15 protein-coding genes are annotated in these 13,674 nt (G+C 67.2%); 12 read left to right on the top strand and 3 right to left on the bottom strand.

The window, feature by feature from the left end; all coding sequences use genetic code 11:
* Positions 1-46: 46 nt before the first annotated feature.
* Entirely contained in the window at positions 47-979 is a 933-nt protein-coding gene (gene era, locus ACVCMI_RS11290) for a GTPase Era (protein ID WP_395118821.1), read from the top strand.
* 176 nt (positions 980-1,155) lie between these two features.
* On the top strand, positions 1,156-1,905 hold the full coding sequence (recO, locus tag ACVCMI_RS11285; RefSeq protein WP_395118819.1) for a DNA repair protein RecO: 750 nt from the start codon (positions 1,156-1,158) through the stop codon (positions 1,903-1,905).
* A 170-nt stretch (positions 1,906-2,075) separates the two neighbouring features.
* Here recO and ACVCMI_RS11280 read toward each other — a convergent pair whose 3' ends face one another.
* Entirely contained in the window at positions 2,076-2,807 is a 732-nt protein-coding gene (locus ACVCMI_RS11280) for a response regulator (RefSeq protein ID WP_447098757.1), read from the bottom strand.
* A 45-nt stretch (positions 2,808-2,852) separates the two neighbouring features.
* Here ACVCMI_RS11280 and ACVCMI_RS11275 point away from each other — a divergent pair, with 45 nt between their 5' ends.
* From ACVCMI_RS11275 to ACVCMI_RS11230, 10 genes are all read left to right on the top strand, one after another.
* A complete protein-coding gene (locus ACVCMI_RS11275) occupies positions 2,853-4,886 on the top strand; it encodes a hypothetical protein (protein ID WP_447098758.1) in 2,034 nt (677 codons plus the stop codon).
* Positions 4,887-4,983: 97 nt separating this feature from the next.
* Positions 4,984-5,592 (top strand): YdbL family protein, encoded by a 609-nt coding sequence (locus tag ACVCMI_RS11270; protein ID WP_395118813.1) that lies wholly within the window; start codon positions 4,984-4,986, stop codon positions 5,590-5,592.
* A gap of 111 nt (positions 5,593-5,703) precedes the next feature.
* Entirely contained in the window at positions 5,704-7,041 is a 1,338-nt protein-coding gene (rlmD, locus tag ACVCMI_RS11265) for a 23S rRNA (uracil(1939)-C(5))-methyltransferase RlmD (RefSeq protein ID WP_395118811.1), read from the top strand.
* Between the two features lie 114 nt (positions 7,042-7,155).
* The gene (locus ACVCMI_RS11260; protein WP_447098759.1) at positions 7,156-7,677 is read left to right on the top strand and encodes a CYTH domain-containing protein; all 522 of its coding nucleotides are present in this window, start codon (positions 7,156-7,158) and stop codon (positions 7,675-7,677) included.
* Complete coding sequence (gene nagZ, locus ACVCMI_RS11255) at positions 7,671-8,684, top strand: beta-N-acetylhexosaminidase (protein WP_447098760.1); 1,014 nt, start codon at positions 7,671-7,673, stop codon at positions 8,682-8,684. Before ACVCMI_RS11260 ends, nagZ begins: the two co-directional genes overlap by 7 nt.
* Entirely contained in the window at positions 8,681-9,244 is a 564-nt protein-coding gene (locus tag ACVCMI_RS11250) for a hypoxanthine-guanine phosphoribosyltransferase (RefSeq protein WP_395118805.1), read from the top strand. The genes nagZ and ACVCMI_RS11250 overlap by 4 nt, the downstream gene beginning before the upstream one ends.
* A gap of 143 nt (positions 9,245-9,387) precedes the next feature.
* The gene (locus ACVCMI_RS11245) at positions 9,388-10,149 is read left to right on the top strand and encodes an S-methyl-5'-thioinosine phosphorylase (RefSeq protein ID WP_447098761.1); all 762 of its coding nucleotides are present in this window, start codon (positions 9,388-9,390) and stop codon (positions 10,147-10,149) included.
* Positions 10,150-10,299: 150 nt separating this feature from the next.
* Complete coding sequence (locus ACVCMI_RS11240) at positions 10,300-10,503, top strand: cold-shock protein (RefSeq protein ID WP_447110629.1); 204 nt, start codon at positions 10,300-10,302, stop codon at positions 10,501-10,503.
* Between the two features lie 222 nt (positions 10,504-10,725).
* Positions 10,726-11,928, top strand: coding sequence for an enoyl-ACP reductase FabV (gene fabV, locus ACVCMI_RS11235; protein ID WP_447098762.1), 1,203 nt, complete (start codon positions 10,726-10,728; stop codon positions 11,926-11,928).
* A 26-nt stretch (positions 11,929-11,954) separates the two neighbouring features.
* The gene (locus ACVCMI_RS11230; protein ID WP_447098763.1) at positions 11,955-12,572 is read left to right on the top strand and encodes a Fic/DOC family protein; all 618 of its coding nucleotides are present in this window, start codon (positions 11,955-11,957) and stop codon (positions 12,570-12,572) included.
* Between the two features lie 6 nt (positions 12,573-12,578).
* Here the strand turns inward: ACVCMI_RS11230 and ACVCMI_RS11225 are convergent, their stop codons facing one another.
* Both ACVCMI_RS11225 and ACVCMI_RS11220 read right to left on the bottom strand, forming a co-directional pair.
* Positions 12,579-12,776 carry a hypothetical protein gene (locus tag ACVCMI_RS11225; protein ID WP_395118795.1) on the bottom strand — a complete coding sequence of 66 codons (198 nt, stop codon included), beginning with the start codon at positions 12,774-12,776 and terminating at the stop codon, positions 12,579-12,581.
* Between the two features lie 201 nt (positions 12,777-12,977).
* Entirely contained in the window at positions 12,978-13,478 is a 501-nt protein-coding gene (locus ACVCMI_RS11220; RefSeq protein ID WP_395118793.1) for a PepSY domain-containing protein, read from the bottom strand.
* Between the last annotated feature and the right edge of the window lie 196 nt (positions 13,479-13,674).

Raw genomic sequence — 13,674 nt, 5'->3', positions numbered from 1 at the left:
CCTTCCACGCACTACACTTGCCCTCCGACTCGCCGAGCCTGCCACCATGAACGACCCCCTCGACATCGCCGACGGCAGCCTGCCGCATGAGGATTTCCGCTGCGGCACCGTGGCCCTGGCCGGACGCCCGAACGTGGGCAAGTCGACCCTGCTCAACGCGCTGATCGGCTTTCGCCTGTCCATCATCAGCCCGCGACCGCAGACCACGCGCCATCGCATTCTCGGCATCCACACCAACGAGGCCGGGCAGATCCTCTACGTGGACACCCCGGGCCTGCACCGGGGCGCCAAGCGGGCGATGAACCGCAGTCTCAACCGCGCCGCCCGCTCGGCGATCGGCGACGTGGACCTGGTGGTGCAGGTGATCGAGGCCGGTCGCTTCACCGACGAGGACGAGGCGCTGTACACCGCCCTGGTCGAGCAGTCCGCGCCGCGCCTGCTGGTGATCAACAAGGTCGATCTGAACAAGGACAAGACCGTGATGCTGCCGTTCGTGGCCGAACTGGCGCAGCACCATCAGTACGACGAGATCCATTACGTCAGCGCGTTGAAGGAACAGGGCCTGCAGGCGCTGGAGCAGGCCATCATCAAGCGCCTGCCGGTACGCGCGCCGATCTACGGCGTCGACGAGGTCACCGACCGCAGCGAACGGTTCCTCGCCGCCGAGATGGTGCGCGAACAGTTGATGCTGCGGCTGGACCAGGAGCTGCCGTACGCCACCACGGTGGAGATCGAGCAGTTCGAGGATCGGCCGGACGGCGTCGCCGAAATCCACGCCGTGATCTGGGTCGAGCGCGCCGGCCAGAAAGCCATCGTGATCGGCCAGGGCGGCGCCCAGCTCAAGGCGATCGGCTCCGGCGCCCGCCGCCACATGGAGCGCATGTTCGAGCGCAAAGTGTTCCTGCGCCTGTGGGTCAAGGTCCGCGAAGGCTGGGCCGACGACGAAAACATGCTGAAGAAATTCGGGTATACGGATTGAGAGCAGGGAATGGGGAATAGGGAATAGGGAATCGTCAAAGCCGAATCCGCCGCTCTCCCATCCCGTTTTCCCATTTTGGCTTTCTGCGAGTTATGGAACAGGAAGTAGGGAATCGCCAAGGCGACCACTGCTCTCCTGTTCCCTATTCTCCATTCCCTATTCCCAGCCCCCAAGCCATGCGCATCGACCAGCAACCCGCCTATGTCCTGCACGCGCGGCCGTATCGCGAGACGTCGCTGTTGCTGGAGTGCCTGACCCGCGAGCATGGGCGGTTGGGTGTGGTGGCGCGGGGCGTGCGCGGTGAGCGTGCACGGTTGCGGCGTGCGCAGCTCGAACCGTTCCAGCCGCTGGCGCTGGGTCTGCTGCTGCGCGGCGAGATGGCCACGCTCACCGCCGTCGAGGCGGTCGGCACGCCGCAGCGACTGGAAGGCGACGCGGCGCTGGCCGGGCTGTATCTCAACGAGTTGGTGGTGCGCCTGACCGGGCGGCAGGACCCGCTGGGGCCGCTGTTCGATGCCTATGCCGCAGCGCTGGCGCGGCTGGCCACGGGCGAGTCGATCAGCTGGAGCCTGCGCCGCTTCGAACGCGACCTGCTGCAGGCCACCGGTTACGGCCTGCCGTTGCTGCACGAGGCGGACACCGGCGAGGTGATCGAGCCGGACGCGTGGTATCGCTACCAGGTCGAGGAAGGCGCGCGGCGTTGCGCCGCCGACGCGCCCCGCGCGATGCGCGGCGCCGACCTGCTGGCACTGGCGCACGACCGCATGCCCGACCCGCACGGCCTGAAAGCATTGCGCGACCTGATGCGCGAAATCATCCGCTTCCACCTCGGCGGCGGCGAGTTGCGCGCGTGGCGGGTGCTGTCGATGGCGGTCTCGCGCCGCGCTCCCGCCGCGGGCAGCGACCGCGCCAAGCCGCCGGCGTGAGTCCGCGCCAGGAGCGTGGGCGGTAGAAATCTCCCGGGCTGCAAAAGCGTCTGCGCGGTCCATATTTCCGCCGCTTCCTGCTCGTAGAACCACTATGGGCCGGCGAATCGTCGAAAATCTGTCCTCACGCAGCCACTTTTTCGCCTCGAAAGTTTCTACCGCCCACGCTCCTAGCTGTCCAGCGCCTGCAGCGTCGCGGCCAGCACGCGGCGGAAGCTGGCCAAGGCGGCGGGCGCGGAGCCGTCGGGCAGGAGTTGCCGCTGCAGTCGCACCGCCTGTTCGGCCAGCGCCGTGGCACCGCAAAATCCGCATGAGGAACGCAGCCGGTGCAGCCGTTCGGCGAATGCGACGCGGTCGGCGCTGAGCTGGTCCAGTTCGCCTTGCAGCAGCGCGAGTTCCTCGCGCAGCAACAGGCGCAACGCACGCATCGTGGTGGCGTCGCCGCTGCTGCAGAGCGCCGCGCCATCGTCCAGCACGGACGACGACTCGGCCTGGATCAGCGCCAGCACGCGGCGCAGGTCGGTCAGGGTGCAGGGTTTGAGCAGGATGTCGCTGAAGCCTGCCGCCAGCAGGTCGTCGCGGTCGGCCGGCGCGATGTCCGCGCTGGTGGCCACGGCGGTGCTGTCGACGGAGGCAGAGCGGACATCGGCGCGCAGTTGCTCCAGCACGTGCAGGGCGCCGCCGCCGGGCATGCGGCAGTCGAGCAGCAACAGGTCGAACTTGCCCGCACCGGCGCGCTCCAGCGCTTCCCGGCCGCTGCCGGCGGTCTCCACCGTGGCGCCCAGTGAGCGCAGCCCGTCGCTGAGGAAGCGGCAACTGCCGGGGTCGTCATCGGCGACCAGAACGTAGGGGCGGGGTGCCTGGCGGAGGGACGAACTGCAAGATTCCGGGCGCTCGCTCAAGACGAAATCCTTGTCGTTCATCTGGATTTGGCAGAATGGCCCGAGATGCGCCCGACTTCAAGCCACATTTCGAGCCGCTTCGCGCTGTGTTGCGGCCTCCTGCTGGGTCTGCTCTGGTTCGCGCCGGCGCGGGCCGACGTGCTGCTGTCGGCCAGGTCGATCAGCATGCCGGGACTTCAACTGCAGGCGGTGACGCTGCGCCTGGGCGAGGACGGCGCCGGCGCGCTCACCGTGTCGCTGCATGCGGACAAGGCCGACCTGCCGGCCATGGGCTGGCGCCGCCTGCCGCTGGATCTTGCCGGCAGCCTGCGCCGCAACGAGCACATGGGCTGGGTGCTGGACGGCAACCTCAAGCTGGCCCGCGCGCCCGGCGGCGCGCTCGCCGATGCGCAGGTGCAGGTGCAGGTGAGCCCGGCGGCCAACACCTTGCAGATCGACGTGTTGCAGGGCCAGGCCACGCTCAGCGGCGCCTTGCCGCTGGATCAGCCCACGCATGCGCAGATCCGTGTGACAAACCTGCCGGCAGGCTGGCTGCAAGGCCTGCTCGGCACCGTCTGGTCCGGCCGCACCACCGCCGGCCGGGTGGATGCCGAGCTGGCACTGGACCTGCGTGACCCGGGCCTGCGTTCCTCCGGCCAGTTCAGTCTGCACGAGGTGGGTTTCGACACGCCCAGCGGCACGCTTGCCGGGCGGGGCGTCAGCGGCAATGGCCGCTTCAACTTCGACTACGGCGATGGCCCGGCACAGATCGACCTCGATGCAGGCCTGCGCGGGGGCGAGCTGCTGCTGGGTCCGCTCTACGCCAAGCTGCCCGATCATCCCGTGCAGTTGAATCTGCATGCCAACGCTGCGGACGGGGCGGTGGAGCTGAGCCGCCTGCGTTTCACCGATGCCGATGCGCTGCAGCTCTCCGGCGCGCTGGCGTTCGATGCCAAAGGCGCGCCGAGCGCCTTGCGGCTGGACCGCCTGCACGCCAGCTTCCCGGCGGCGTACGAACGTTACGGGCGCTCCTGGCTCGACACGATGGGCCTGCAGGACCTCACGGTGGCCGGCGACATCGACGCCAGTGTCGACTGGCGTGAGGATTCCCTGCGCAGCTTCGCGTTCAAGACCGATGGGTTCGACCTGACCGACGCTGCCGGGCGCCTGGCGATCGACGGCCTGCACGGCGCGCTGGACTGGTCGGCCAAGGGCGACCGGCCCGTCACCACGCTGGGCTGGCGCGGGCTGGGTTTCTACCGGATCGAGAACGGCGCGGCCCAATCGACCTGGCGCAGCCATGACGGCATGCTGAGCCTGCAGCAGCCGCTGACGATGCCGGTGCTGGGTGGCCAGCTGCAGATCGGCCAGTTCGATTGGTCCCCCGCCGCGGCTGCCGGCCAGCGGCTGGCGACCTCGCTGGTGCTGACCGGCGTGGACATGAAGGCGTTCAGCCAGGCGATGGGCTGGCCCGCGTTCCCCGGCACGCTGGCCGGCGCGGTGCCCTCGCTGCGCTGGGTCGACGACCGGCTGGAACTCGGCGGCGGGCTCAGCGCGCACGTGTTCGACGGCTTCGTCGACATCACCCGGCTGTCCCTGCAGCAACCGTTCGGGACCAGTCCGGTGCTCAGCGCGGATATCGACCTGAAGCAGCTCGATCTCGGTGCGATCACCAGCGTGTTCGACTTCGGCAGCATCACCGGGCGGCTGGACGGCAGCATCCAGGGCCTGCGCCTGGTCGACTGGAGCCCGGTGGCGTTCAAGGCCAGCCTGCTCGCCGGCGACGGCGGACGGATCAGCCAGCGCGCGGTGAACAACCTCACCTCGGTCGGTGGCGGCGGCGTGGCTGCCGGCCTGCAGGGCGCGATGCTGAAACTGTTCAAGACGTTCGGCTACCAGCGCATCGGCCTCAATTGCACCTTGCAGGGCACCGTGTGCAAGATGAGCGGTCTGGAACCGACCGACGGTGGCTACACTATCGTCGAAGGCAGCGGCCTGCCGCGCCTGCAGGTGATCGGCCACCAGACCGAGGTCGACTGGCCCACCCTGGTCAAGCGGCTGCAGGACGCCATCAGCGGCAGCGGGCCCGAGATTCACTGAGCGGTTGCCGATTCGACCTCCAAACCCGGACTGGCGATCGAAAGTCACGAGAACGGGTTTTCTGCACATACTTACTTTTCAGCACCGGAGTCACGTCATGCGCAAGCTCGTCTACGTCATCCTGACCACCATGGCCGTGGCGCTGGTCGGCTGTGTCACGATCAACGTGTACTTCCCCGAAGCCGCGGCGCAGAAGGCCGCCGACCAGTTCATCGGCAGCGTGCTGGACAAGGCCGACGCCGCCGGCAAGCCGGCCGCGAAGGAGCCGCCGCCGGCGCCGAAGAGCGACGCCGGGCACCCCTCGGCCATGCTGCTCGACCTGCTGATCCCCGCCGCGCAGGCGGCCGAGACGCCGGATTTCCGCGTCCACACCAGCGCCACCGACGCCATTCATGCGCGCATGAACCAGCGCATCGGCGGCATCCTCGGCCAGCTGCTGGACAGCGGCGCGGTCGGCTTCACCCACGACGGCATGGTGGCCATGCGCGACGCGGCGAAGGTGCCGCTGAGCCAGCGCGCCCAGGCCAATGCCGCCGTGGCCGAGGAGAACCGCGACCGCGCCGCGCTGTACCGCGAGATCGCCGTCGCCAACAACCACCCGGAATGGGAGGCGCAGATCCGCACCGCCTTCGCCAAGACATGGATCGAGAAGGCGCACGCCGGCTGGTACTACCAGAACGCCGCCGGCGCCTGGCAGAAGAAATAGCTTCCGCCGCAAAGTGATCCCTACCGCGTAGGGCGGGCAGTGCCCGCCCTACGGGGGCGCGGTCCGGCCCGATCTGTGATAATTGGCGGCCAGCCCTTCTGTCTGCGCCCCATGTCACGTTCCAACTCGGTCTCGCCCACACCCTTTGAAGCACACATCACCGACCTCGGCCACGATGGCCGCGGCGTGGCGCGGATCGACGGCAAGACGGTGTTCGTCAGCGGGGCCTTGCTCGGCGAGCGGGTGATGGCGAAGCTGCGCAAGCGGCACCGGCATTTCGACGAGGCGGAAACGGTCGAGGTGATCACCGCCTCGCCGCATCGGGTCGAACCGAAATGCCGCCATTTCGCGCAGTGCAGCGGCTGCTCGCTGCAGCATCTCGATGCGCCCTCGCAGATCGCCGCCAAGCAACGCGTGCTGGCCGAAAACTTCGAGCGCATCGGCAAGGTCACGCCACAAGCCTGGTTGCCGCCGCTCACCGCCGAACCATGGGGCTATCGGCGCAAGGGTCGGCTGTCGGTACGCAACGTGGCGAAGAAGGGCCGCGTGCTGGTCGGCTTCCGCGAGGAGCAGAACCCGCGTTTCGTCACAGAGATCCGGCAATGCGAAGTGATGCATCCGGCGCTCGGCCCCAAGGTCGGGTTGCTGGCCGAGCTGCTGGGCACCATGGATGCGGCCGAGGACATCCCGCAGATCGAATTCGCCGCCGGCGACGAGCTGATGGCGCTGGTGTTCCGCCACATGCAGCCGCTCAGCGAACACGACCAGGCCGCGCTGGTCGCGTTCGGCCGGCAGCACGGTTTCGCGATCTACCTGCAGCCGGGCGGCATCAGCAGCGTGCATCCGTTGTGGCCGGAAAACCCGCGGCTGGCCTTCACGATCGCCAGTGGGGACGCGCGCTTCGCCGACGTCGAGCTGGAGTTCCAGCCGCTCGATTTCGTGCAGGTCAACGCCGGCATGAATCAGTTGATGATGGCGCGCGCGATGGAGCTGCTCGATCCGCAGCCGGCCGATCGCGTGCTCGACCTGTTCTGCGGCCTCGGCAACTTCACCCTGCCGATCGCGCGGCGGGTGGCCGAGGTCGTCGGCGTGGAAGGCGAGCACGGCCTGGTCGAGCGCGCCGCGCAGAATGCCGCGCGCAACGGCATCGCCAACGCGCGCTTCCACGTCGCCAACCTGTTCGAGGACCAGCGCGCCACCGAGTGGGCGCGCCAGCCGTGGGACAAGCTGCTGCTCGACCCGCCGCGTGCCGGCGCCGACAAGGTGCTCGACTACCTGCCGCACAAGGCGACCAGACGCATCGTCTACGTCTCCTGCCATCCCGCCTCGCTGGCGCGCGACGCCGGCATCCTGGTCAACCGGCACGGCTTCAGGCTGGCCTCGGCCGGCGTGATGGACATGTTCCCGCATACCTCCCATGTCGAATCGATTGCGCTGTTCGAGCGCTGAGGAGCGAGGAGTGAATGAAGAGGAGTGAGAAGTGAGAGAAATCCAGTGCATGCTTGACGCTCTTGTTCTTGCTCTCTCTCACTTCTCACTTCTCTCCGTTCACTCCTGACTTTTATGCCCATCGAGATCGAACGCAAATTCCTGTTGGCCACCGACGAGTGGCGCGCCGCGATCGAGCGCAGCGAGCCGATCGCGCAGGGCTACCTGGTCGGTGCGCAGGCCTTGCGCGAGGGCCACGCGCGCGCCTCGGTGCGCGCGCGGCTGGCCGGTGAGCAGGCGTGGCTCAACATCAAGGCCGCCACTTCCGGCATCGCGCGGGCCGAATTCGATTACCCGATACCGCTGGCCGATGCGCGCGTCATGCTGGCCAGCCTCTGCGACGGCGTGCTGGAGAAGGTCCGCCATCATGTCCGCGTCGACGGCGTACTGTTCGAGGTCGACGAATTCGGCGGCGACAACGCCGGCCTGGTCGTCGCCGAGGTCGAATTGCCTGCAGTCGATGCCTCATTTCCGCGGCCGGCGTGGCTGGGCCGCGAGGTGAGCGCGCTGACGCGCTACTACAACGTCAACCTGATCGCGCATCCGTACCGGCAATGGTCGCCGGCCGAGCGCGCCGCCGAGGATGCCGCATGCTGATGATCGGCGTGGCCGCGCCGGAACTGGCCGAATCCGAGAAACGCTGGCTGCGCGCGCCCGGCGTCGCCGGCGTGCTGCTGTTTGCGCGCAACTACCGTTCGCGCGAGCAGTTGATGGCCTTGTGCGAGGCGATCCGCGATGCCGGCGGCGAGCACCTGCTGATCGCGGTGGACCAGGAGGGTGGCCCGGTGCAACGCTTCCGCGACGGCTTCACCCGGCTGCCGCCGCTGGCAGCGATCGGTGCCGTTTACGACCGCGACCCCTTTGATGCGATCCGCCTGGCCGAGGAGCACGCCTGGGTGATGGCCAGCGAACTGCGCGCCAGCGGCGTCGATTTCAGTTTCGCGCCGGTGGTCGATCTCGCCCGTGGCAACGCGGCTATCGGCCTGCGTGCTTTCCACGCCGATCCCGCGGTGGCCGGCGAACTGGGCCAGGCCTACGTGCGCGGCATGCACCTGGGCGGCATGGCCGCAGTGCTCAAGCACTTCCCGGGGCATGGCTCGGTCATCGGCGACACCCACAAGGTGGCGGCGGTCGACCCGCGCGGCCTGGACGAGATCCGCCGCGACGATCTGCGCCCGTTCGCCGAATGCATCGAGGCACGCGTCGAAGCGGTGATGATGGCGCACGTCATTTACCCGGCCGTGGACAGCCGTCCAGCCGGCTATTCGAAAGTCTGGATCGAGCAGGTCCTGCGCGGCGAACTGGGCTTCACCGGCGCGGTGATCAGCGACGACATCAGCATGGCCGCCGCCGGCGCGGCCGGCAGCGTGGGCGGGCGAGTGAGGGCGCACCTCGACGCCGGCTGCGACCTGGTGCTTGCCTGCTTCCCCGAGGTGGTCGAGGAGGCACTGGCCGCGCTGCCTGCCGATACCGGCGCCATGCCCGCGTCGATCGCCACGCTGCGCGGCGCCATTGGCGCCACCTGGGCCGGCCTCGCGGACAATCCACAGCGCGACCGTTTCGTCGCCCGCATCACGGCGTTGCACGCCGAAGGAAACGCATGAACACTGCACATCCCTCCCTGGCCGATGCGCTGGCGCAGGCCGACCTGCTGTATGCCCGCGAGGCGCTGGAGCCGGTGATCGCCGACATGGGCGCACGCATCGATGCCGTGCTCGGCGGCGAGCGCGCGGTGTTCCTCACCGTGATGAACGGCGCGTTGATCTTCGCCGGCCAGCTGGCCCTGGCGATCCGCACCGACCTGGAGTTCGACTACGTGCACGCCACCCGCTACCGCGGCGAAACCACCGGCAGCACGCTGCACTGGCTGCGTGCACCCGCCGTGTCGCTGGCCGGTCGCGTGGTGCTGCTGGTCGACGACATCCTCGACGAAGGCCACACGCTGAAGGAAGTGCGCGAAGACTGCTACAAGCGCGGTGCGAAAAAAGTGCTGATCGCCAGCCTGTGCACCAAGCGCCACGACCGTCTGGTCGAAGGCATCGCCTCGGATTTCAACGGCGTGGAACTGCCCGACCGCTTCGTGTTCGGCTACGGCATGGACTACTACGAGCAGGGGCGCAACCTGCCGGGCATCTACGCGTTGAAGGCCGGGAATGGGGAATAGGGATTCGGGACCAGGGCGCACAACTGTGGCGCTTCGAATTTGCGCTTGCGCTACCCCAGCCGATCACCCTTCGACTTCGCTGCGCTGCGCTCAAGGTGAACGGTGGTGAATTTCTGGCTGCAACCTGAAAACGGATCATTACGATGCCCCATCACGAAACTACCCCCCTCGACCTCGCCGTCATCGGCGGCAGCGGCCTGTACAACTTCCCGGGCCTGGAAAATGCCGAGCGGCACACGGTGGACACGCCCTACGGCCCGGCCTCCGGCGACATCGTGGTCGGCGACTTCGCCGGCAAGCGCATCGCCTTCCTCGCCCGCCACGGCGAGAGCCACACGCTGCCGCCGCACCGGGTCAACTACCGCGCCAACGTGTGGGCGTTGCACAGCCTGGGCGCGCGGCGGGTGGTCGGCGTCAATGCCGTCGGCGGCATCCGCGACGACATGGGTCCGCGGGTAATCGTGGTACCCGACCAGCTGATCGACTACACCCACGGCCGCCTCACCAGCTACTGCGACGTCGAAGGCGCCGAGGTGAAACACATCGACTTCAGCGAGCCGTATGCCGAATCGTTGCGACGGCAATTGCTTGATGCGGCGCGTGCGGCCGGCGTGGCGGCCATCGACGGCGGCTGCTACGGGGCCACCCAGGGGCCGCGGCTGGAAACCCGTGCCGAGATCGCCCGCATGAAGCGCGACGGTTGCGACCTGGTCGGCATGACCGGCATGCCCGAGGCCGTACTGGCGCGCGAACTGGAGTTGGACTATGCCTGCCTGGCACTGGTGGCGAACTTTGCCGCCGGCTGCGGCGACGAGGCGGAAATCAGCATCGAGGAGATCTTCGCCCACCTCGCCGCCGCCACCGCCGACGTGCCGCGCATCCTGGCCGAGTTGCTGCGGGTCTGAGGGCATCCGGTGAATTTGTGCACGGACCGGACTTCTTCGTATTGCAATGCGGCTTCACCTCTTGCTACTTTTCCCCGGCCAGCGCGGCGAGCCGGGGGGACAGCCGCACCAGTTCTGGCGCACCATTCCATGGATCCAGAGGTTCACGCAATGACTTTCGGTACGGTCAAATGGTTCAACAACGCCAAGGGTTTCGGTTTCATCGCACCTGAGGACGGGGGAGCGGACGTGTTCGTCCATTTTTCGGCGATCGCCAGCAAGGGCTTTCGCAGCCTGCAGGAAGGTCAGCGGGTGAAGTTCGAAGTCACCCAAGGTCCCAAGGGCGCCCAGGCCTCGGCGGTCGAAGCCGCCTGATCGGCCGACCCCGCGTCGCATGATGCAAAGGAAACCCCGCACTCGCTGCGGGGTTTCCTTTTTTGCGCGAGCCCCCAACCGGAAGCCCCATCCGTTCACCCTGAGCGTAGCCGCGCAGCGGCGAAGTCGAAGGGCCACACCACGAGTCGAGACCCCTACGGCAGCGCATGGCCGCGTCGCTTGGTTAATATGGGGAATTGCCGAACACCCCAGGAGCTCCTCGTGATCATCAAGCCCAAAGTCCGCGGTTTCATCTGCGTCACCGCCCACCCGGTCGGCTGCGAGCGCAACGTGCTCGACCAGATCGCGATCACCCAGGCCGCCGGCCACGACAAGAGCAAGGGCCCCAAGCGCGTGCTGGTGATCGGCGCCTCCACCGGCTACGGTCTGGCCTCGCGCATCACCGCCGCGTTCGGCTACGGCGCCGCCACGCTCGGCGTGTTCTTCGAGAAGCCCAGCAGCCACGACAAGACCGGCACCGCCGGCTGGTACAACGCCGCCGCGTTCGACAAGGCGGCCAAGGCCGCCGGCCTGTACAGCAAGTCGATCAACGGCGACGCGTTCGCCCACGAGACGCGCGCCAAGGCCATCGAGATCATCAAGAACGAGATGGGCGGCCCGATCGACCTGGTCGTCTACTCGCTGGCCTCGCCCGTGCGCAAGCTGCCCGACACCGGCGAAGTGGTGCGCTCGGCGCTGAAGACCATCGGCGAGCCGTTCCACAACACCTCGGTCGACACCAACAAGGACACCGTGATCGAGGCCACCGTCGAGCCGGCCACCGAGCAGGAGATCAAGGACACCGTCACCGTGATGGGCGGCGAGGACTGGGCGCTGTGGATCGACGCGCTGAGCGCCGCCGGCGTGCTGGCCGAACACGCCAAGACCATCGCCTACAGCTACATCGGCACCGAGATCACCTGGCCGATGTACTGGCACGGCACCCTGGGCCAGGCCAAGCAGCACCTGGACAACACGGCCCGTGAACTGCGCAGCCGCCACCCCGGCCTCGACGCCTACGTGGGCGTGATGAAGTCCGTCGTCACCCAGGCCAGCGCCGCCATCCCGGTGATCCCGCTGTACGTCTCCATTGCCTTCAAGATCATGAAGGAGAAGGGCATCCACGAAAACCCGATCGAGCAGGCCAACCGCCTGTTCCATGACCGCCTCTACCGTGCTGATGGTGCGGCCGCGCCTACCGACGATGAAGGCCGGTTGCGCCTGGATGACTGGGAACTGCGCGACGACGTGCAGGAACCCTGCAAGACGATCTGGCCCACCGTCACCACCGAGAACCTCAAGCAGATCACCGACTACGCCGGCTACAAGCACGAGTTCCTGCAGCTGTTCGGCTTCGACCGCGACGACGTGGACTACGACGCCGAGGTGGAAGCGGATCGGCGGTTTGATTGTGTGGAGATGTGAGGGCAGGAGATGGGGGACGCGTCTGCATGAGTAACCGTTACGAAGCCGGTGAGGCCCAAGGCAGCCACGAGCCTGGCTCGGACGACCGGGTCTTGCGGAACAAGCTGGGCGTGACCGATCCAGACGAGATGGACGAAGTCGAACTGCAGTTATTGGGGCAGATCTACCGGGCGGTGCTGTTGGAGGCATTGCCTGATCGGCGCCTGTACGTGGCGGACTTGAAAACCTGGCATCGTCGGTGGCTCGGCAATGTATATGACTGGGCTGGCATGGAGCGCTCGGTCAACATGGGCAAGGGCGATTTCCATTTTGCCGCGGCAACGCAGGTTCCCCGTCTGTTGACGGTGTTTGAACGCGATTGTCTTGCACGTTTCACGCCTTGCCATGACATTGATGATGCTTCATTGATAGAAGCGATCGCCATGACCCACGTAGAACTCATCCTGATTCACCCATTTCGCGAGGGGAATGGGCGGCTGTCGCGCCTATTGGCCGACGTCATGGTGGTACAGGCGGGGCGCGGGCCACTCGACTACAGCGCGTGGGAGGCAGACAAGGCAGCGTATTTCGGCGCCATTCGAGCCGGCATGGCGAACGACTACCGGCCGATGCAGCGATTGGTTGAAGCGGCCCTGGTGAACTGAGAGGAGTCAGCTTGCCAGTGCGATTCCGCGAAGCTTGGGGTTCTTGCCGAGCAAGGACTCTTCGACCTGGCGGATGCTCTTGCCGGTTTCGATAGCGGTGGAACTGGCCACTGCACGGACGATGGCCCGCTGGCTGGGCGCTTTGGCGGCGCGGAGCGGCTTCTTGTTGGGGATGGTCGGCTTGGCGGACTTCACGGCGTCCATTATACCTTAATAGGCCTGTTCGCAATTGGCTGAATGGCGCCGACCCGAGTTTTCCGCCGCCGCAGGTATCGGTCTACGAAGGGCGTCAGCATTCCTGGCTGGGCTTGCCGGAAGACATGGAGCATTTCGATTGAGCCGCCCCTGAAATGAAAAACCCGATGCCATCAAGGCATCGGGTTTTCAGTGTCGGCAAACGCCATGTCAGTCGCGCGACTTGGCCACCACGCTGCCGTCGTCGGGGTCGACCAGCAGTTCGACATCGGTGCCGCGGGCGGTGTCGGCTTCGGCGCTCCACAGGCCGTGCTCGTATTCCACGTCGTGGATCTTCTCGTAGCCGGCGGCGGTGAGCTTGGCCTTGATTTCGTCCTTGTTGAGCCTGGACGGGGCGTCGGTGACGTAGACCTTGCCGCTGACCGGTCCCACGGTGATCTTCGCCCACTGGTCGTTGCCGCCGCGTGCCTGGCTGCGCCACACGCCGTCCTCGAACTTGAGTCCCTTGACCTCCTTGTAGCCGGCATTGGCGATCGCGGTCTTGATGGCGTCCTCGGTCAGCGCGCCTTCCGGCGGCTGCGTGCCCCAGTGAGTGGTCGTGGTGACGATCTGCGTGGTGGTGCCGGATTGCGCGGGGGCGGGCGCCTGCTGCGCCATGGCTGCCGTGCACACGGACAGGCCGATCAACAGCGGAAGTGTGTGCTTGGTCATCAGTGACTCCTTCTTCGGTGATGTCGCCAGCCGGCCAGGACTGGCCGGGCGCCGACTCATGGGGAGTCCGATGGAAGCAGTGCCGGTGAAATGGCTGCGTGAACGTGATGAATGCTGGTTCAGCAGACAGTGCCACCGGGAAGCCGTCGCCAGTAGGAGCCCGCTCGCGGGCGATGCTGTTTTGGTTTGCGGCTGT

The sequence above is a fragment of the Rhodanobacter sp. UC4448_H15 genome, assembly GCF_052978265.1.
The sequence above is the reverse complement of the archived record's forward strand: the minus strand, read 5'-3'. Positions and strand labels throughout refer to the sequence as shown.

Bases quoted from the DNA above. Each gene is read 5' to 3' on its own strand.
- era (WP_395118821.1), top strand. From the start codon at position 47: ATGAACGACCCCCTCGACATCGCCGACGGCAGCCTGCCGCATGAGGAT.
- recO (WP_395118819.1), top strand. From the start codon at position 1,156: ATGCGCATCGACCAGCAACCCGCCTATGTCCTGCACGCGCGGCCGTAT.
- ACVCMI_RS11275 (WP_447098758.1), top strand. From the start codon at position 2,853: ATGCGCCCGACTTCAAGCCACATTTCGAGCCGCTTCGCGCTGTGTTGC.
- ACVCMI_RS11270 (WP_395118813.1), top strand. From the start codon at position 4,984: ATGCGCAAGCTCGTCTACGTCATCCTGACCACCATGGCCGTGGCGCTG.
- rlmD (WP_395118811.1), top strand. From the start codon at position 5,704: ATGTCACGTTCCAACTCGGTCTCGCCCACACCCTTTGAAGCACACATC.
- ACVCMI_RS11260 (WP_447098759.1), top strand. From the start codon at position 7,156: ATGCCCATCGAGATCGAACGCAAATTCCTGTTGGCCACCGACGAGTGG.
- nagZ (WP_447098760.1), top strand. From the start codon at position 7,671: ATGCTGATGATCGGCGTGGCCGCGCCGGAACTGGCCGAATCCGAGAAA.
- ACVCMI_RS11250 (WP_395118805.1), top strand. From the start codon at position 8,681: ATGAACACTGCACATCCCTCCCTGGCCGATGCGCTGGCGCAGGCCGAC.
- ACVCMI_RS11245 (WP_447098761.1), top strand. From the start codon at position 9,388: ATGCCCCATCACGAAACTACCCCCCTCGACCTCGCCGTCATCGGCGGC.
- ACVCMI_RS11240 (WP_447110629.1), top strand. From the start codon at position 10,300: ATGACTTTCGGTACGGTCAAATGGTTCAACAACGCCAAGGGTTTCGGT.
- ACVCMI_RS11230 (WP_447098763.1), top strand. From the start codon at position 11,955: ATGAGTAACCGTTACGAAGCCGGTGAGGCCCAAGGCAGCCACGAGCCT.
- ACVCMI_RS11225 (WP_395118795.1), bottom strand. From the start codon at position 12,776: ATGGACGCCGTGAAGTCCGCCAAGCCGACCATCCCCAACAAGAAGCCG.
- ACVCMI_RS11220 (WP_395118793.1), bottom strand. From the start codon at position 13,478: ATGACCAAGCACACACTTCCGCTGTTGATCGGCCTGTCCGTGTGCACG.